This is a genomic window from Massiliimicrobium timonense (genome assembly GCF_042850985.1).
Lineage (GTDB): Bacteria > Bacillota_I > Bacilli_A > Erysipelotrichales > Coprobacillaceae > Allocoprobacillus.
Genome location: NZ_AP031415.1, coordinates 615,117 through 633,081 on the forward strand (window position 1 = coordinate 615,117; position 17,965 = coordinate 633,081).

Annotated in this window: 28 protein-coding genes and 1 riboswitch; of the genes, 26 read left to right on the forward strand and 2 right to left on the reverse strand. The window is 28.2% G+C overall.

What is annotated here, in order from left to right:
- Positions 1 to 42: 42 nt before the first annotated feature.
- A riboswitch (PreQ1 riboswitch) is annotated at positions 43 to 89 on the reverse strand.
- Between the two features lie 28 nt (positions 90 to 117).
- On the reverse strand, positions 118 to 948 hold the full coding sequence (locus ACGHJ8_RS03155) for a phosphate ABC transporter substrate-binding protein (protein ID WP_390541633.1): 831 nt from the start codon (positions 946 to 948) through the stop codon (positions 118 to 120).
- A gap of 217 nt (positions 949 to 1,165) precedes the next feature.
- Between ACGHJ8_RS03155 and ACGHJ8_RS03160 the strand changes: the two genes are divergently transcribed.
- The 23 genes from ACGHJ8_RS03160 to ACGHJ8_RS03270 all read left to right on the forward strand — a co-directional run bounded on the left by ACGHJ8_RS03160 (position 1,166) and on the right by ACGHJ8_RS03270 (position 15,331).
- On the forward strand, positions 1,166 to 1,936 hold the full coding sequence (locus ACGHJ8_RS03160) for a formate/nitrite transporter family protein (RefSeq protein WP_390541635.1): 771 nt from the start codon (positions 1,166 to 1,168) through the stop codon (positions 1,934 to 1,936).
- Between the two features lie 72 nt (positions 1,937 to 2,008).
- Entirely contained in the window at positions 2,009 to 2,281 is a 273-nt protein-coding gene (locus ACGHJ8_RS03165; protein WP_390541637.1) for a hypothetical protein, read from the forward strand.
- The gene (locus ACGHJ8_RS03170) at positions 2,245 to 2,469 is read left to right on the forward strand and encodes a hypothetical protein (RefSeq protein ID WP_390541639.1); all 225 of its coding nucleotides are present in this window, start codon (positions 2,245 to 2,247) and stop codon (positions 2,467 to 2,469) included. Before ACGHJ8_RS03165 ends, ACGHJ8_RS03170 begins: the two co-directional genes overlap by 37 nt.
- A 248-nt stretch (positions 2,470 to 2,717) precedes the next feature.
- Complete coding sequence (locus ACGHJ8_RS03175) at positions 2,718 to 3,014, forward strand: hypothetical protein (protein ID WP_390541641.1); 297 nt, start codon at positions 2,718 to 2,720, stop codon at positions 3,012 to 3,014.
- 132 nt (positions 3,015 to 3,146) lie between these two features.
- The gene (locus ACGHJ8_RS03180; protein ID WP_162607665.1) at positions 3,147 to 3,305 is read left to right on the forward strand and encodes a hypothetical protein; all 159 of its coding nucleotides are present in this window, start codon (positions 3,147 to 3,149) and stop codon (positions 3,303 to 3,305) included.
- Between the two features lie 182 nt (positions 3,306 to 3,487).
- Positions 3,488 to 3,646, forward strand: coding sequence for a hypothetical protein (locus ACGHJ8_RS03185; RefSeq protein ID WP_390541643.1), 159 nt, complete (start codon positions 3,488 to 3,490; stop codon positions 3,644 to 3,646).
- A 325-nt stretch (positions 3,647 to 3,971) separates the two neighbouring features.
- A complete protein-coding gene (locus ACGHJ8_RS03190; RefSeq protein ID WP_390541645.1) occupies positions 3,972 to 4,667 on the forward strand; it encodes an AAA family ATPase in 696 nt (231 codons plus the stop codon).
- Positions 4,668 to 4,912: 245 nt separating this feature from the next.
- On the forward strand, positions 4,913 to 5,107 hold the full coding sequence (locus tag ACGHJ8_RS03195; protein WP_390541647.1) for a hypothetical protein: 195 nt from the start codon (positions 4,913 to 4,915) through the stop codon (positions 5,105 to 5,107).
- A gap of 504 nt (positions 5,108 to 5,611) precedes the next feature.
- Complete coding sequence (locus ACGHJ8_RS03200; RefSeq protein WP_390541649.1) at positions 5,612 to 5,752, forward strand: hypothetical protein; 141 nt, start codon at positions 5,612 to 5,614, stop codon at positions 5,750 to 5,752.
- Between the two features lie 18 nt (positions 5,753 to 5,770).
- Positions 5,771 to 5,923: a hypothetical protein gene (locus tag ACGHJ8_RS03205; RefSeq protein ID WP_162607662.1), complete on the forward strand. Its 153-nt coding sequence runs from the start codon at positions 5,771 to 5,773 to the stop codon at positions 5,921 to 5,923.
- Positions 5,924 to 5,936: 13 nt separating this feature from the next.
- Positions 5,937 to 6,083 (forward strand): hypothetical protein, encoded by a 147-nt coding sequence (locus tag ACGHJ8_RS03210; RefSeq protein WP_205089536.1) that lies wholly within the window; start codon positions 5,937 to 5,939, stop codon positions 6,081 to 6,083.
- A 20-nt stretch (positions 6,084 to 6,103) separates the two neighbouring features.
- A complete protein-coding gene (locus tag ACGHJ8_RS03215; protein ID WP_390541652.1) occupies positions 6,104 to 6,280 on the forward strand; it encodes a hypothetical protein in 177 nt (58 codons plus the stop codon).
- 22 nt (positions 6,281 to 6,302) lie between these two features.
- Entirely contained in the window at positions 6,303 to 7,019 is a 717-nt protein-coding gene (locus tag ACGHJ8_RS03220; protein ID WP_390541654.1) for a hypothetical protein, read from the forward strand.
- A 53-nt stretch (positions 7,020 to 7,072) separates the two neighbouring features.
- Positions 7,073 to 7,228 carry a hypothetical protein gene (locus ACGHJ8_RS03225; RefSeq protein ID WP_162607660.1) on the forward strand — a complete coding sequence of 52 codons (156 nt, stop codon included), beginning with the start codon at positions 7,073 to 7,075 and terminating at the stop codon, positions 7,226 to 7,228.
- Positions 7,229 to 7,392: 164 nt separating this feature from the next.
- Complete coding sequence (locus ACGHJ8_RS03230) at positions 7,393 to 10,797, forward strand: tetratricopeptide repeat protein (RefSeq protein WP_390541657.1); 3,405 nt, start codon at positions 7,393 to 7,395, stop codon at positions 10,795 to 10,797.
- 12 nt (positions 10,798 to 10,809) lie between these two features.
- Positions 10,810 to 11,160, forward strand: a complete 351-nt coding sequence (locus ACGHJ8_RS03235; protein WP_390541659.1) for a SpoVG family protein — start codon at positions 10,810 to 10,812, stop codon at positions 11,158 to 11,160.
- Positions 11,161 to 11,227: 67 nt separating this feature from the next.
- Positions 11,228 to 11,383 (forward strand): hypothetical protein, encoded by a 156-nt coding sequence (locus ACGHJ8_RS03240; protein ID WP_390541661.1) that lies wholly within the window; start codon positions 11,228 to 11,230, stop codon positions 11,381 to 11,383.
- A gap of 88 nt (positions 11,384 to 11,471) precedes the next feature.
- On the forward strand, positions 11,472 to 11,633 hold the full coding sequence (locus ACGHJ8_RS03245; protein ID WP_205089541.1) for a hypothetical protein: 162 nt from the start codon (positions 11,472 to 11,474) through the stop codon (positions 11,631 to 11,633).
- Positions 11,634 to 11,753: 120 nt separating this feature from the next.
- Positions 11,754 to 12,161, forward strand: coding sequence for a hypothetical protein (locus ACGHJ8_RS03250; protein WP_211962004.1), 408 nt, complete (start codon positions 11,754 to 11,756; stop codon positions 12,159 to 12,161).
- A 4-nt stretch (positions 12,162 to 12,165) separates the two neighbouring features.
- Complete coding sequence (locus ACGHJ8_RS03255; protein WP_162607657.1) at positions 12,166 to 12,309, forward strand: hypothetical protein; 144 nt, start codon at positions 12,166 to 12,168, stop codon at positions 12,307 to 12,309.
- Between the two features lie 14 nt (positions 12,310 to 12,323).
- A complete protein-coding gene (locus ACGHJ8_RS03260; protein WP_087358431.1) occupies positions 12,324 to 12,515 on the forward strand; it encodes a hypothetical protein in 192 nt (63 codons plus the stop codon).
- Between the two features lie 144 nt (positions 12,516 to 12,659).
- Entirely contained in the window at positions 12,660 to 14,804 is a 2,145-nt protein-coding gene (locus ACGHJ8_RS03265; RefSeq protein WP_390541664.1) for a hypothetical protein, read from the forward strand.
- Positions 14,801 to 15,331, forward strand: a complete 531-nt coding sequence (locus ACGHJ8_RS03270; protein WP_087358427.1) for a hypothetical protein — start codon at positions 14,801 to 14,803, stop codon at positions 15,329 to 15,331. The genes ACGHJ8_RS03265 and ACGHJ8_RS03270 overlap by 4 nt, the downstream gene beginning before the upstream one ends.
- Here the strand turns inward: ACGHJ8_RS03270 and ACGHJ8_RS03275 are convergent.
- Positions 15,328 to 15,762: a GNAT family N-acetyltransferase gene (locus tag ACGHJ8_RS03275; protein WP_390541666.1), complete on the reverse strand. Its 435-nt coding sequence runs from the start codon at positions 15,760 to 15,762 to the stop codon at positions 15,328 to 15,330. The genes ACGHJ8_RS03270 and ACGHJ8_RS03275 overlap by 4 nt on opposite strands.
- Positions 15,763 to 16,077: 315 nt before the next feature.
- Here ACGHJ8_RS03275 and ACGHJ8_RS03280 point away from each other — a divergent pair, with 315 nt between their 5' ends.
- The 3 genes from ACGHJ8_RS03280 to ACGHJ8_RS03290 all read left to right on the forward strand — a co-directional run bounded on the left by ACGHJ8_RS03280 (position 16,078) and on the right by ACGHJ8_RS03290 (position 17,956).
- Positions 16,078 to 16,365, forward strand: coding sequence for a DUF2798 domain-containing protein (locus ACGHJ8_RS03280; RefSeq protein WP_390541668.1), 288 nt, complete (start codon positions 16,078 to 16,080; stop codon positions 16,363 to 16,365).
- A gap of 227 nt (positions 16,366 to 16,592) precedes the next feature.
- Positions 16,593 to 16,904 (forward strand): hypothetical protein, encoded by a 312-nt coding sequence (locus tag ACGHJ8_RS03285; RefSeq protein ID WP_087358423.1) that lies wholly within the window; start codon positions 16,593 to 16,595, stop codon positions 16,902 to 16,904.
- Positions 16,905 to 16,918: 14 nt separating this feature from the next.
- On the forward strand, positions 16,919 to 17,956 hold the full coding sequence (locus tag ACGHJ8_RS03290) for a V-type ATPase subunit (RefSeq protein WP_205089547.1): 1,038 nt from the start codon (positions 16,919 to 16,921) through the stop codon (positions 17,954 to 17,956).
- The last annotated feature ends 9 nt before the right edge of the window (positions 17,957 to 17,965 follow it).

Here is a 17,965-nt window from a genome sequence, read left to right on the forward strand (position 1 = left end):
AAAAAACAGTTAGAAGCCAGAAAAGAGATGGTGAGCCATCTCTTTTCCTTAGTTTTTTATACTGGGTTTGGCTCTCGAACCAGTGTAAGATTATTATAATGAAAAAACAAAATGTCGTCAATAAGACATTTTGTTTGATGATGGAACAAGACCAACAGCACGAATGATCTTTTGTCCATCTTCACTTTGAATATATTGAAATAATTTTTGAACTTCTTCATTTTGTTTTTCAATCGTATCTATTGTCGCCATAACAAATGGTCTTTGTAAACTATATTGCCCATTTTGGATTGTTTCTTCACTCGCTTGAATGCCATCAATAGCTAAAGGTTTGACTGTTTCATCAATCACATCTAAGGAAACATAACCAATAGCTCCTGGAATAGATTGAACTTTAGCAATGATTGGTCCTGTTTCATTCACTTCATTAGCATATTGACATTGTTCTTCAATATGTAATATTTCTTCAAAAGCACTGCGTGTTCCGGAACCTGCTTCACGACCAACAACAACGATAGGTAAATCTTCACCTCCGACTTCTTTCCAGTTACGAATCTTTCCTGTATAAATATCTATTAACTGTTGAGTTGTTAAATTATTGACTTTATTTTGTGTATCTGTCACAATCACAATCGCATCAATAGCGACAATATTTTCAATTAAACCTTTTTCCTTTTCACTGTCTTTAAGATAACGAGAAGAATTTCCAATATCTGTTGTACCATTGAGAACTGCTTCAATTCCGGCACTAGAACCCGTAAATTGAGGTTCTATTAATAATTCAGGATATTTGTCTTCTAAACCTTCTTTTAATGCATTGACCATCTTTTCCATAGATGTAGAACCATTTAAGCTGATTTTTTCTGTTTCTACATCAGCATTAGCATATGAACTCAAAAATGCGACACAGACAATAAAAACAACAACTAATATTCCAAACTTTTTCATCTTTATATCCATCCTTTGTTTTTTACACTCATACTTTAACAAATTTCTATCCCATATTCGTTAATATCTTGTATTAATTATGTTAAGTTTATGTAAAGTTTTAACATAAACTTAAAGAAATATTTACAAAAGAAAGTTTTTTGTAAAACTTAGAAAAAGTTTTGCCTTTTTTGAGTGTATCTTATATAATATTTTTGATTTAAAGAGGAGAGGGACTATGATTGGTGATATTGAAACACTATGTAAACTAGCAAATATTAAATTAAATTTGATGAAAACAGATCCTAAACGTTTCTTTGTGAGAGCTTTTATGGCAGGTGCTTATTTAGGATTGGCTGCGATTTTATCTTATACTTTAGGAGCTTTGTTAAGTGATCATAATGTTGTAGGGAAAATTGCTGTGGCAGGATCATTCGGAATTGGTCTGGTTGCGATTGTCTATTTAGGAGCCGAACTTTTTACAGGAAATTGTTTTGTGACAATTATGCCAGTATTAAGAGGGGATATCAAATTACGAGAAATCATCCCGATGTGGGTTGTCTGCTATATTGGAAATATGATTGGGATTGCATTGATTTGTTTTTTATTTATTAAAAGTGGAGCTCAAGAAACAATTATGCAACCTTATTTAAAAGGAGTTATGGAATCAAAGTTAAATTTTGATGTCATTGATTTATTAATTAAAGGTATATTGTGTAATTTCATTGTTTGTGTTGCTGCTTATTCTGGGGTGAAAATTAAAGATGAAACAGCAAGATTAATTGTGATTATGATTTTGGTCATGACATTTGTTTTACCAGGATTTGAACACTGTATCGCTAATGGAGGAATTTTCGCAATGGGAATCACACAATTAGGTTCAGCGATTGATTGGACAATGTTACCATTGCATATGCTCATTTCCACACTGGGAAATATTATTGGTGGAAGTGTTTTATTAGCAGTACCTATCTATATTATGTTTAGAACACCTCAAACAAAAAAATAAGGACAAAGAAAGCTATGGTTATAGCTTTTTTTGTTATAATATGTCTAAGGTGGTGAATATCATGAAGCAAAGATGGAAAATAGTAGGTTTATGAATGAGCGTTCTTTTATGGGATGTCATCAAAATCATCAAGAAATGATACATGAAAAACAAGTTGGTCCTTATAAAGAAGCTTATAATGATTTGACTCATCAGTTTTTACAAAAATATCCCTCTTTGAAATTGCAGGATATTCAAAAAGCAACTGTGGAAAATGTACCTATTTTATGTGCAGGGATTGCTGAAAAAATGATGGAAGTTCATCCACTTTGTTTATTGTTGATGAACATGGCATTGGACAAGTGACATTAGCAAGTGGAAAACAGGGAATATATAGAAAAGAAGATGGATTGATATTAGAGAAAAATGTCATTCGATTATCTTTAGATATTGATCATGAAATACATGATTTTAAGATTACAGTTATTGATCAATCAACTAATGAAACACCCAATATCATTTATCAAAATGTAGAAACGATTCGTAAAAAATAATATATTCAATTAACCATAAACAATGGAAAAATTGTTTGTGGTTTTTTTATGGGATTTTTTTAATGTTAATGTCTTAATAGGCGAAGGGAGGTTAACAAAAATGAAATAATTTTTGATATTGAAAATGATATGAGGTGATAAAAATAAATTCAAATAATGAAATTAAAACAGCAGTAAAAACATATTTGTCGTCTTACAAGTTATCAAAAGTTAAGAATGGTATCAATCATATGACGACCATATCTTGTATGAAAGATATAGCCCAAGTTTATCTACAAATAAAGGCATATGCTGACTTTCAAAAAGAACAGAAATTTCAAAGAAAAGGTGACATAGAAAGAACTATAGAATATGTTCAAAGATGTTATCAATCATTGTATCAAATTTATGGTCAGCATAATGAAATAATCAAGGTCGTTGATTTATTAGTGATCAGTTATATTCAAATATTAGATTTTCATCAGGCATTAAAGTTTAACCTGCAATCTTATTGCATAAGTCTTGAAGCTTATGGTTTGCTTCATCTTCATACAATTCGTTGTTAAAAAAATGCCAGATTATGTGAAAAAGCATGAAAATTCAATTTTAAATGTTTACAGCTTAATCAACAAACATAGAAATTTTAGATGATTTAAAAGTAATAATCTTTGATTTAAAAGCCTTAGGAAGAAACTCTCATGAATATTGCATGGTTTATTATAGGGTGTATCTTCAATGGAAGAATTAATAAATTGATGAAAAGTGAGGAAATGTCAATGAATGTTATAAAGAATGTAATAATTATCAGTTTGATTATTTTTACAGCTAGAGAAGTTTATAAACATTTGATGAAATAAACAAAAAAAGTGATGTTGATAGTTTTTTTAAGAAAGGAGGACAATGTTTTTATCAACATCCATGAAGGAAGGAGGCAACGTTTATGAAAAATAATGAAAACCGGTAATCTATAGATTACCGCAGGTTTGATTATTTTCGTCAAATCAACAATAAAATTCTAAAAGGAAAGGTGGTGAAAATAATGTGTCAAGCAAAGTGTCAAGATTGTTTATTATTTGATAGTGATAAAGTCTGTCAATACTGTCAAAATTACAGATACAAAGATTATAATCATATTTGTATAAAAGACAGTAAAAAAATTAACCTTAATGGATATTGTTCATCATTGAAAGCATTATAATGATATTAAACATTAAAAATATATATCAACTCCTCTATTGTAAAATGAATTTTGTTTAATATCAGTGATATATTCAAAATATGAACAATGATTGATGTCACAAAAAGGAGAATGTAGATAACTCAATCTGCTTCTCTTTTTTGTCATACTATCATAATCATTGATATTGTTGTTATTGTGTGAATTTTTGAATCATAAAAAATATAGATATCTAAAGCAGCCATGCGCTGGTAAATCAAAAAATAAAATATCAATCATAATATAAAATATAGATTTTATATATCCGTTTTATAATTATGAAGAAATGTAAAAAGGAGCTATGATTATGTATTTTAAAAGAAAAGCTTATGATAAATTAATAGAGTGGAAATTAAATTATGCTGTTTTGTTAGAAGGTGCAAGGCGTATAGGGAAAACAACAATTGCTAAATTATTTGCTGAAAATGAATACAAATCATATATTTTAATAGATTTTTCAATTGCTTCAACTGATATATTATCTTGTTTTGATGAAGTACAGTTATTCCCTAGGGCTAGACAGGCCATTAAACATTTGGTAAAAGACGGACGATATCATTACATTGAAACCGGTTCTTTAATATCTATTAAAAAGAACGTGAAAGATATCCTCATTCCTTCTGAAGAAATGAAAATAACAGTTTATCCTATGGATTATGAAGAATTCTGCAATGCGACAGGAAATAATTATCATTTAATCAAGCAATTGTTTGATATGAAAAAAGCTGTTGGTCAAGAAGTGAATAGAAAACTTATGAGAGATATGAGAATTTATATGGCAGTCGGAGGTATGCTTCAAGCTGTTGAAGCGTATGTAAATGGAAATAATTTTTCTACTATAGATAATGTAAAACGTCAGATTATTTATCTTTATGAAGAAGATTTCAAAAAAATAGATCCTTCTGGAAAAATATCTGCACTTTATCATTCAATTCCCGCTCAGTTAGCGAAAGGTCAAAAAAATATCGTATGTCCTCTGTACTTAAAAAGAGAACGACAATGAAAGAAGAAGAATTATTATTTGATTTATTTGATTCTAAGACCGTATTACCATGCTATAATTCAACTGATCCTTAAGTGAGTCTATCCTCATCAAAAGATTTCAATAGTTATAAACTCTATTTATCCGATACAGGATTATTTGTAACACTTATGTTTATAGATCGACCTATTATAGAAAATGAAATATATGCTAAATGACTTTCTGATAAATTACCAGCTCATTTAGGTTATTTGTATGAAAACTTAATGGCACAGTTATTAGCTTCAAAGGATAGAGAATTATATTATCATACATGGGAAAAAGAAAATAGCACTCATTATCATGAGATAGATTTTTTAATTTTTGAAGGAAGTAAAATTTCAGCTATTGAGGTTAAATCCTCAGGATTAGGTAAACATGATTCTCTATGTGAATTTGCAAAAAATATTCTAAACATATAAAAATTATTATATTTTTTCGCAAAAAGACTATAAACAGGAAAAGGGTATACAATTTATGTTTATGTATTTAGCTCCATTTTTATAATCATTTATAACAGACAAGGTGTAAGTAACTTTTTTCTGTTCTTTATTTTTTATCAAAATTTAAAAAGTTGTTATAAGGGATATAGCTTTAAAAGTTATATCCCATTTTTATGTAAGGAAAGTTTTTAATGATAGAAAATGGGAATTATTCAATGTATTTGTCTTAATAGGTGAAGGGAGGAATTGAACATGAAAAGAATTCTCATAGATGAAGATTGTTTATTGAGTATTTCTGAAACAGATTTTAAAGAAAAAAGAAAAGAATACTATTGTTATTGATGGAAACAAGTGAAGATTGATGGATTTTAGACTTTCAGTCTAAGAAAATGGGGACTTTTTAATGTATTTATCTTAATGGGTGAAAGGGGGAATATTTAAAATTAAAAAGTTTTGATGAAAGTAGGAAAGGAGATGAAGATGATGGATGAATACAAACAAGCAATGATTGATATTTTAAAACATCAACAATCTGAAAGCTTGAAATGGTACAGAGTGATTCAGCTAATAAACATTGTTTTATTGATTGTATTATGTATCATATATTATTTAAAATTTTATTAACAAAAAGGAGATTATATTATGGATATTATTGAAATAACGGTTATTGATAAAGATGAAGAAATTCAACAATTACTTATGGATATGAAAAAACTATATATAAAAATGATAGTTCAAAAATTAATAACAATTATAGGACTCAGTTTACTTGTGATAGTAATTAATATCCTTTGAGAGGAGAATTTATATGGATGAAAAAACGTTGAAGAAATTTATAGTCAGCTATGATGTACATGTAAGAGAATCTTATCATCATGCACGAGCTTTACGTCATTTGGTTTTTATAGTGAATAGTTCGATGATTATTACGATGATTATTGAAAAATTTTTATAGTCAAGGAAAGGGTGAAAACAATGATTTCTAGTTATAATATTTTAAAATTAATATGTGCAAATCAAGAGTTTCTATATGACCCAGAAATTTTAGAAAAAGTCATAGATATTCTTTATGTTGATAGATTGAGATTCATAGAAGATTTCATCATCGATGTTATTTTGATTATATCTTTTATCAGTGTATTTGTTCTTTAAAAGAAGAATAGATATGAATGAAATGAGTTATGCAAAGGGGTTATTAGATCAGCTTATCTGTCTATTAACTTCTATATGCCATGAAGATACCATCAAAAGATTCCAATATTTAAAAGAAAATGTTTTGTTTTATCAAATTCATAACAATTTACATCAATCCTATATAACTGAGAGTGTCATGACGCATCAAATAAGAGAGGTCAATCCAATATTGAGAACACATTATTGTCATTTTCCACCAGAAAAGATAAATGACAAATATGAAGAACTGAAATCTATTATCTTTTTATCAAATATGGATTCTCCACAGATATCTCATGTGATTATTCATGAACTTGTTCATTTGTTGTCAAGTTGTCACTATCATATATATGGTGATTTATTAATAAGAAAAGTAGGAATCAATTCGTATATTTATGTCAATAATCAAGATCAATATAAAAAATATCATGTCATTTACAATATAACCAATGAATTATTAACAGATTATATTGCGAATATTTTGAATCTTCAAATAACAGGTAAACAAATATCATCAGATCAAAGATGTTTTTTTGAACTATCTTTTGATGATTATATCAATAGACAACTTGAAAAAAAACATTTCAATCAAGAAGATGTTATTCAAGCTTATTTTGAAAATGATATATCCTTTTTTGAAGATGTTTTCAATAATCATCTCAGTTATTTTGAAGGAAAATGTTATATTGCTTTTCGCCATCATCAACAACTTAATTAAAAATGGGATTTATGACTTGTTATTATCTTATAAAGTGAAAGGAGGTAAGAGTTATGTGTAAAGTTAAATGTCAAGACTGTGCATTATGGGCGAGTGATAAAGTTTGTCAATATTGCGATCATTATGCTTATTTTAGAGATGCTTATCGTTGTGATATTGATGATAAAAGAGTCAGTCCATATAATTATTGTTATCGTTTTAAAGGTTAAAGTAGAAAGAAAGATGACTGGAATTTTTAGTCATCTTTCGATTTTCATGAATTATTTTATTGTATAGTTGAAATTTTTATTTCATACTGATTTATAAATATTTATAATAAAGACAAGTCAGATAGTGTCTTGTATTTGAATAGGAAAGCTGGGATGTGATAGGAATGAATTTTTTGAAAAAAAGTCAAATGAAGTTAAGAAAACAGTTTTATGAAAATCAAATTGTTGATTATGATCGACAGGCAAATCTTTATAAACAGGAAATGAAATATTTTGAAGCATTGAAGCTGCACAAAAAGTGCTATGAAATGGCATGTGATTTATATGGGAGATATGCTATAGAAAGTCTTATTTGTTTGAATAATTTAGGAAGAACTTATGCAGATACAGGGGATTATTTTCATGCATTAGATGTAGCTTTAGAAGTTTATCATCATACACAAGATATTTTGAGTCATAGAAGTCAAGAATTTATTGTGATTTGTTATAATCTTGCTTTGTCCTATCATGATGTTTCTGATTATCAAAAAGCATTAGAAATGTATAAGCAGTGTTATGATTTATCACAAACAAATTATGGTTTAAAAAATAGAGATACATTATTGTATTTATATAGTCTTGGTATGGCTTATAATGATATTGGAGATAATCGAAAAGCTTATGATATGATTCAAGAAGCTTATTATATGCAAAAAAGTATTTTAGGTGAAACAGATATTGATACACTTAAAAGTATGAAAGAATTAGGCATAATAGCCAATCAATTAGGGTTCCATCAAGAAGCTGTCAATATTTTAGAAAATTGTTATGATATGTTCAAAAAATATTATGGAAAAGATCATAACGAAACAATATCGGTTTATTCTTGTTTAGGTAAACTTTATTTGAATTTGAAAGAATATGCAAAGGCTCAAGAAGTTTTATCAGATGTTTATCAAATACGTAAAGAACGATTAGGGCAAACACATGTTTATACTCTCATCACTTTGAGTGATTTAAGTACTGTTTATTATCAGATCGGTGAATATCAAAAAAGCTTAGAATTAGCTAAAAAAGCTTATATAACAATGAAGGAAACTTATGGAGAAAAATATAATCATTGTTTAGATATGTTACAAAATTATATTCGCTGTCTACAAAAAAATAATGATATAGAAAAATCTATAGATTTTCAAGATAAGCTATATCTTCTCAAAAAAGAGAAGTATGGATATAATAATCCAAAAACACTACAATCACTCCACGATTTAAGTTATTTATATTATGTGATGGGAAAAAATTTAAAAGCTACTGAATTAGAAGAAAAATGTTATGCTTTACAAAAAGAAGTCTTGGGTGAAACGCATAGAGATACATTAAATAGTTTAAATCAACTCATAGACATTTATATTGATTTGGATCAATATGAACAGGCATTATCCTATTGTTTAAAAGCTTATGAAATAGAAGAAAAGTTATTTGGTGAAAAAGATAAAACTTTTATTAATACTTTAAGTCAATTAGCACTGATATATTTTCAATTGGCTAACTATAAAGAAGCATTCAAAAAATATGAAAGATGTTACAATTTACAAAAAGAAGTCTTTGGTGAAAATAGTATTGAGGTTCTAGAGTCTTTAATCAATATGTATGTTGTTGATAGTTTAATAGACCACCTCATAACAACGCAAGAAAACAATCATCAATCTCCCATACTTTATGCCAAGATTGAAGAACATTTAAAGAATATGAATACAAGCCAATTTACACAAGTTTCACAGATGATGTTGCTATTTATATCTTCAATGTTACAAAATCATAAACAATCACCTCAAGCCATTGAGTTGTTGGAACAGTATTATCAACAATTAAAACTGGTCAAAGGACCATCACATTCTGAAACAATAAATGCTTTACATATTATGGCTCAAGCTTATGAATCTTTAGATTTAATAAAATCCAATCAATTATATCGAGATGCCTATGAATTATATCATAAAGTTTTAGGACCAAAACATATGACGACATTACTTTGTTTAGGGGAATTGGTTTTATCTTATCATAAACTTCATATTGATAATCTTTTTGAAATGTATGCGAAACGTTTTTTAGAAGATATGAAACAGCAGATTTATCAATATTATTTATTAAGCGAAGCTTCACATAAAAATTTTCTATTATCCTTGGTTGGTGTTATACAAATATATCAATCATATTATTTTCATCACCATAGAAATTTAACAGATTATCAATATCTTGTATCCTATAAAAATATCATTCAAGATATTGAAGTCTTACGCAGTCGTTTAAAACAAATTCCTCAATATACTCAAAAAATCAATCATATGAATCATATTGAAAAACAGATACATCAAACTGTAGATACACGCACTATTCTTCATCTTCAACAACAAAAAGAAAAGATACATGAAGAATTAAAACAAATGATGAAACAATATCAAGATCAGCTGATGTTGAATATGAATGATTCTATGATAGTCAGTCATTTACAGGACAATGATTTGTTATTGGATTATTATCAGTTAAATCAGCATCAATATGGTTTGGTTGTCATAGGCAAAGATTTATTTGAAAGCTATATTGTTGATGATTATGGAATAGATAAGATTCAAAAGCATCTAAACCATATTCAACATATTTATATATGTCCAGATGGTGATTTGTATCATGTATCTTTTGAACGATTCATTGATAAAGATATCAGTTATCTTTCTTCACCCAAAGGATTGTTTTATGAAGGGAATATTCATAATCATGATGATATTGTATCGTTTGTATCACCAGATTTTGATGATACATTAGCTGACGATGGTTTTGACGAAACAAGAGGTGAAGGGAAGAAATCATCACTTCCGGGAAGTCTTGTCGAAGGGCATTATATTCAAAGTGTTTTTCCTGAAGCTAAGATTTACAGTGGAAAGAAGGCCAATGTAACAGAATTTTTAGCTGTTCATAGTCCTTCCATATTACATGTATCAACGCATGGAGAATATTTGCAAGATGAACAAAACATAATGGAGAGAGGAAGATTATGTTTAGCTGGATATAATCAGACAAATCATAAGGAAGAATATCAAAAAGGTTATGTCTCTGCTAATGATATTCAAAAAGAAATGGATTTAAAAAATACAAATCTTTTAGTCTTATCAGCATGTCTAACCGCAAAAGGAGATGTATTGCCTGGAGAAGGTATTTATGGATTAAGGAGAGCATTTGAATTAGCAGGGGTGAAAACTATGATATTAACAGTTGAAGCTATTCAGGATCATAATGCTGCTATTTTTATGAAAACATTTTATCGAAAATATTGTGAAAATAAAAATGTTTATCAATCCTTTTTAGAAACAAAAAAATATTTAAGAGATGATCGACAGGCTTTAAAAGAATTACAGATTTATGCCAATGAATTTCCAGAATATGTATCAAAAGTTTATCCAAAGTCATATCGTTTTATCAAACGACATTTAGAAAATTATTTACATTTATGTCAAAGTCAAGGTTATCTTTTAAGAAATGAAAATGATAAAGAAGACTGGAATGGATTTATTATTCAAGGAAAAATAAGATAAGGAGTGGAAAAAATGATTACAAACGTACGTATTAAAAAATTGAATAATGAAACAAGATTAAAATTTATTGCGAGTATTGTCTTTGATCATGTTTTTGCAGTACATGATATCAAGGTGATAGAAGATGAAGAAAAAGCATTTATAGCTATGCCTTCTAAAAAAATAAAAGATGGTCAATGGGCTGATATTTGTCATCCTATTTGTCAAGAATGTCGAGCAGTATTAGAAAATATCATTTTGTCATGTGCAAAGATGACAGATGAATCTCATCGTGATATTGCTGATTTTGTATCAAAATATGAAAATGTTCCTTTACTGGAACAGTTACCAGATGATTTTGAAATTGTAAATGAAGTGAAATAAAGAATCCCAAATAAAAATGGGATTTTTTATTTGTTGTTGCCTTAATAAGTGAAAGGAGGGAAAAGTTATGTGTAAAGTGAAATGCCAAGACTGTTCATTATGGGCAAGTGATAAAGTCTGTCAATATTGTCAACATTATGTATACTTTGGAGATGCTCATCGTTGTGATATTGATGATAAAAGAGTGAGTCCAAATTATTATTGTAAATACTTTAAAGGTTAAAAGAATGAGCATAAAACATGTAAACTTATAGTAAAAATGGGAATTCCTACATGTATTTATCTTAATAAGTGAAAGGAGGGAAAAAGTTATGTGTAAAGTAAAATGTCAAGACTGTTCATTATGGGATAGTGATAAAGTTTGTCAATATTGTCGACATTATGCATATTTTAAAGATGCTCATCGCTGTGATATTGATGATAAAAGAGTCGGTCCAAATCATTATTGTTCTCGTTTTATACCAATTGATTAACATGAAAAGTCATGCATGATTATTTCATGAATGGCAAAAAGTATTTTATTCCTAAGTCTTTATAAAAAGACTTAGGAATACCTGACAAAATACAATTTTGAACAAATGGAGGTTAATGCAATGGATTTATACAACGCAATGAAACAAGCAAGAAAATATTATGCTGAAAAAAATTATGAAAATGCTTTAGAAATATTTCAACAATGTTTTGATTTTGCAAAACAAGAATATGAAAAAGGAGATAAAAGAGGATTGGATTTTCTTTTAAATGGAGATCCTTATGATAAAAAACTTGATTATGAAAAAGCTTTAAGAATCAATAGAGAGGCTTATTCTTTATGTCAAATGATATTAAGTTGTTTTAATGACATAAGACGACATTTGTGTTTTTATTACAGCCTTGATGGATGTGATTTGAGATTTTTAGAGAATCGTTACAATACATATTTCGAAAAAACAATAAAACAACAAGAAAAATCTGAACAAGAATTCAAATTCTTGCTTAAACGCAAAGACGAGGAGGATTAACTCTATGGAACAAGTGATCATAAATGAACAAGAACTTATTCAAGAATTAGTTGATGAATTAGCAAAAGAACAATCTATTTATTTAAGATATGTTGTTTTTAATGCAGTCTTCTTAATGCTCATTTGCGTATATGCCATTTTTTATTAAAGGAGATTTTAACGATGAATGAAGAAAGATATGAAGACATCAAACGTATGGTTATAAAAAATGAGACATTAGAACAAAATATCTTTATTCAATATTTATTAGAAAATATTGATGATTTCATAGGAAAACAGTTAATACAAGTCATATTGATATTGATTGAAATGATAGGATTCTTACTTATTGTTATTTGGAAATTGTTGTCATAGATTTTGAGATTTGACATTATAGAGTGACATTATTTTTACAGAATAGGTAGGAAAATGATGTCACTTTTTCGCTTATATGCTAGAATATTGATATAGTATATAAGGAGGTGACAGGCATTTATATATGTATAAATGTCATGAATTATGGAAAATGTAGATAATCAAACATCTTTACGACAAGCTATTGATTTATTTGATATAGAACCTTTATTGAAATTGAATATTGATATCGATGAAATTATTATTCATCCTCAACATATTGAAGAAGATATTCAAAAAACAATCAATTATATGAATGAGGCTTTAGAAAATCAAAATATCAATTATTATGATGATCCATCTCATATGAAGGAATTTTTTGAAAATATCATACGTTTATTTTATTTAAGAAATGAACTTTCACCTTATCTTGTATGTCTTAACGATAAGGAATATAAAGAACTATTTAAACAAGGACAATGTTTTTGTACAACTTCAGAAGCTTTTAAGAAGTTTTTAGAAGATCATCATTTTAATCATGATTTAGATGATGAACATGATATTTTTATCAAAAAACAAGTGGAACTTAATAGAATTCTAAAAGAAGATGAGAAACAATTATTCCATCTTTTAAAAGCAATTGTTTTTGCTCATTTTCCACATGATATGAAAATGGAAGGAAAGATGACCTTTCAAGACTATTTAGACAAGATAGGATTAAAATCTATTGCTCATTTACAGGAAATGTTTGATGAAATGGTTACATATAAATCTCATCTGGAAATGAAGTATTATTCTCTAACAAAAGTCAAAGATGCAGGAGGATCATCAGGCAATCATATTTTTAAAAAAGATTTAGAATTCTTTGATGCAGTGAAGCCTTATATTACGAATTGCCCTGATTATACTTCTAAACGTGCAACGGATCGCTCAGCAAAATATCTTGTCTTTCAACCCTATGGTCATTTAAGTGCGAAACAAGTTTACCAATATTTTTATCAGATTTATCGTTGGATTTTTATGCTTCTCTATGTGAAAATAGATTTACAGTTGCGATATAAACAAGCATTTCAAAGCATTGTTTTGCCTGAAAATATAGTAGAAGAAATGGCAACTGGTTTTGGATATGATTTATATTTAATCTATGCTTCAAGACATTGGAAGAATGAAAGCAAAAAGATTGTAGAAAAGTTCAATCATTCTTTAAGTGGATATATTTATGCATCTATTGTGAATAGAGTCAATTTTTCATCAACAAAAGAGAGTCATGATTGCCAAGAGAGCGATGGTTTTCAAAAGGATGAAGATGGTATTTATAGATCAGCCAATAAAAAACCTCATGAACATACGCAAGAGGAATTATCAATGACTCAGATAGATACAGATATTCAGTTCCATAATGAAAAGACATATAATAATGATACCAATTATACTTTATCACAAGGAATACATGATGATGTAGAAGAATTTTGTAATCTTAAGGGGATTTGTTCGGATTATGCAATTGTTTTGACACGTGAGTGGACATCTTTTAGAAAAAAACATTCTTCATTGGAAGATTATCGTCATTTGGATCAAATGGAGTTGACAGAAAAAATGATGCAGAACTTTGAAAATCATTATTTAAGAACATTCAGTTATATGAATATGTCAATTTTAAAAATACAAAACGTTAAATATGCACAGGCTTTGATATCATTTTTAGATTTCTATGTTTTTACATTAATGCGAGATTTTTATGAAGAACTCAATGATTTTCATCATGAATATCTTCATGTTCAAGATCAAAAACAAAAGGAAAAAGAAATTATTCGTATTTTAAAAGGTCAGTTATGGCATATGGGTTATCTTTTCTATCGTATTGATATTGTCATGATTGGTGAAACAAGTCAGAAAATGAATCAAAATGAAAGTGAAGGACAAATATTTAAAAAAGGTTTTGAAAATTATATATGTCAAAACAAAAAATTAAATAAAGATGAGATGATTAGAAAAATTCTTACAGATACTTTTCATTTATTGAAATATTATTATATACCGGCACTTGAAAGTCCTTATTTAGATTATGTTTTTGATGAACAACAAAAATCACAAATTAAAGATTATGTCAACTTATTAGAATATTATTGGGCTGAATTTTCAAAACATAAAGCAATTTATAAAGTCGCATTTGGACATTCTAATGCTCCTAATAATATCAAATATTTCTTATATCATACATATCATCCAGAAAATGTTTATAAAGATATGCTGATGAGCAATCAATGGATTGAACTCATTCAAAATATAGAGAGGGAGGTGGCAGAATGAAACAGACACTTACACTTGAAGACATCGATGATTATGTTCAGGCTTTGACAGCTTTTTTACCAACACCCACACAAAGAAAAATGATTCAGGAATATCAGTCTGCAATTGAAAAAAATCCTCAATATCAAGTTTTGATTCAAAGAAAATTAGCTATCGCCAATATACCAACTACTTTTTTGCAAAAGCAGACTATTTCTATTCAAGAAATTATAGAAAATACTTTGCAGGAGCTAAAAGTAAAAGTGCAGGGTCAAATAGAAAAAACATTCTCTGTTTCTACTTATAGAATGTCATTTGCAAGAGGAGAAGATGTGGATATGAATCAGATTGGTATAGGCTATCAAGATCATGAATTAGATTTATATGTTCATCCAGAATTATTGAAAAATTATTCTTTTATACTTATGAAAGACGGACAGGAAATTTTACCTGATGAAATCATTGAAGAAGGTGGAGAAGGATATATTATATTTGATCATATTGATGAAGATGATGAATTTGAAATTATTATTAAAGAGAGTGCCTAAACTGACACTCTCTTTTGTGGTGATATTGCTTTTTGTCTTAATGTTCCTTGATATAATCCTTCTTCACATTCCCCCACAGCAATAAACCCATGTTTTTGATAGTATTGTGTTAATGGTTGATTACTTGTCATAGAATCTAACCTGATATAATGTTTATTCAGTTGTCTGGCATAATCTTCAATACGTTTCAAAAAATAAGAACCACCCTGTAAATGAGGACGACTGACTAAACGATGAATATAAAGAGCAGGTTGATGATCATGCCAATTACTGTCATAGTCATGGACAACCGCACTGGCAATAATGTTGTGTTTGTTATCGGTAAGAACAAATAAGTTTCCCTTTTCTTGTTCCTGTTGATAGTAGGAAAGTGGGAAGATATCAAGATAATGTGTATCTTGCCATTGAGTAATGCCTTTTTTTTCATCCACTGATCTCTTTCTAATATCATTTCAAAGATAACAGGAACATCTTGTGGATGGGCTTTTTGTAATTGATATGACATGATGAGTACCTCCTGATGTTATTCTAACATAAAATATAAATTTTAAAAAAAGACTTACATCTTTTTTTTAATATGTTAAATTAAGTCCCGTTAAAAATTGCATATAGAAACAGTGGTGGTATTGGAAATGGTACATGTGCAATGATCATGATTATGAACAACACATATGTTTTTTTGTGCGAAAAGAAGGAGGACAAAATGAATGAAATCAAAATGACATCACTTTTTATTTACTATAGCTATGGCTTTTGTCATGGCGTTTCATGAATTATGGATTATGTGGCCTATTGCAGTGATTATTGAATTATGTTTTGTAGAAAAATGGGCTGTCGCTTTAACAATGAAAAGATTCAATCCACAGGAAACATCACCACAAATTTTTCAAATGACGATTTGTACAATGATTGTCTGTTTGATGTGTCCCATCATGAGTTTTATTGCAACTCTTTTATTTCAAAATGCTGGAAATCAAGTGATTGCTTTATGGTTACAGGCAATGTTTGTTAATTTTCCTATGACTTTAGGATGACAATTGTTTTTTAGAGGAACAGCAGTACGTAAATTAGAAAAGATATGTATTTATCAATCTTTTTGATTATAAAAATGAAAAGATAGAAATAGAGATATTTTCTATTTTTTCTTTTTTTAATCAAAGTATTTTTGGTTCTTTTTCATAAAGTGCTATTTTTCTTGAAATGTTAAAAAAATAGGAGTAAACTATGTGAGAATAAATGATTAAAGTGAGGAGGGATTATTTTGGACAAAATTATTGATGATATTGTTTCAATAGATTTGGAGTGTTCAAAAAGGGTTGAAGAAGCAAAAAAGAAAAAGCAAGATGTTCAAGCCAATATGAATGCAAAAAAGAAAGAAATCTATGATTCTTTTGTGAAAGAATATCAAGTCAAAATTGATGCTCATAAAAAAGAATTAGAAGCAAAGATTCAAGAAACTAGAGTCAAAAATGAACAAGAGTACAAAGAATCACTAAATCAGCTCTCTAGTCTTTACGAAAAGAATAAAGATGAATGGGTTTCTACCATTGTTAATCGTTGTAAAGAAATATAGAGAGAGGTGAGCGTATGAGTTCTTTTTCATCCAATGCAATTCTAGCAAAAGCACGTTCTATGTATTCACATAGATTAACTGAACAAAATTATGAGGAGCTTTTGAAAAGAAGAAGCATTAATGATTTAGTTGCTTATTTGAAAAGTGAAACAGCTTATAGTGATATATTAGCTGATTTAAAAGAAGTGAATGTTCATCGTGGTCAATTGGAAGCTTTATTAAATAAAGAAATCTTCTTAAGACTTGATCGTTTGATGCGTTTTGCTTCTAAAAAGGAATTAGAATTTTATCGCTTAGGTGTAATGGAACTGGAAATTCAATTAATTTTAACAAAAGCAAGATTAATTGTTTCAGATTACTATACGGGTTATGAAATTGAAATTCCTGATTATTTGAATAAATATGCGAGTTTTGATCTTTATGGTTTATTGGCAATTAATGATTATGATAGTTTGTTGTTTTTGTTGAAAGGTACAAAGTATTATGATGCATTACTTAAATATAAACCAGAAGAAGATGAAAGATTTGATTCAAACTTATTGGAATTAGAATTAAAGCATATTTATTATGCCGAGTATGTTGATGTCGTTAATAAGCTGTATAAAGGAAAGAAACGTAAAGATTTATTAACAATGATCAATACATCTATAGAGTTACAGAATATTACAAAGATATATCGTCTAAAGAAATATTTCAATGCATCGCCAGATCAAATTAGAGAAACATTATTTATGGAATATAGTCGTATTCCAAAGAGTGTTATGTTTGAACTCATTGAAACAAAGGATGCCAGTGAATTTTTAAAGAAATTATCTGAATCACCTTATAAATTATATGTTGATGATCAGGAATTTGTATATATTGAATATTATACAGAAAAGATCAGATATAATTTAGCAAGACGTTTCATGAGATTTTCAACAGATAGTGCATTGGTTTATATGACATATAAAATTGTATATCAAGTTGAAATTGATAATCTTAAACATATTATTGAAGGTTTAAGATATGGAGAGGCACCGAGTCAAATTGAAGCGATGCTCATCTATTAGGGGGACAAG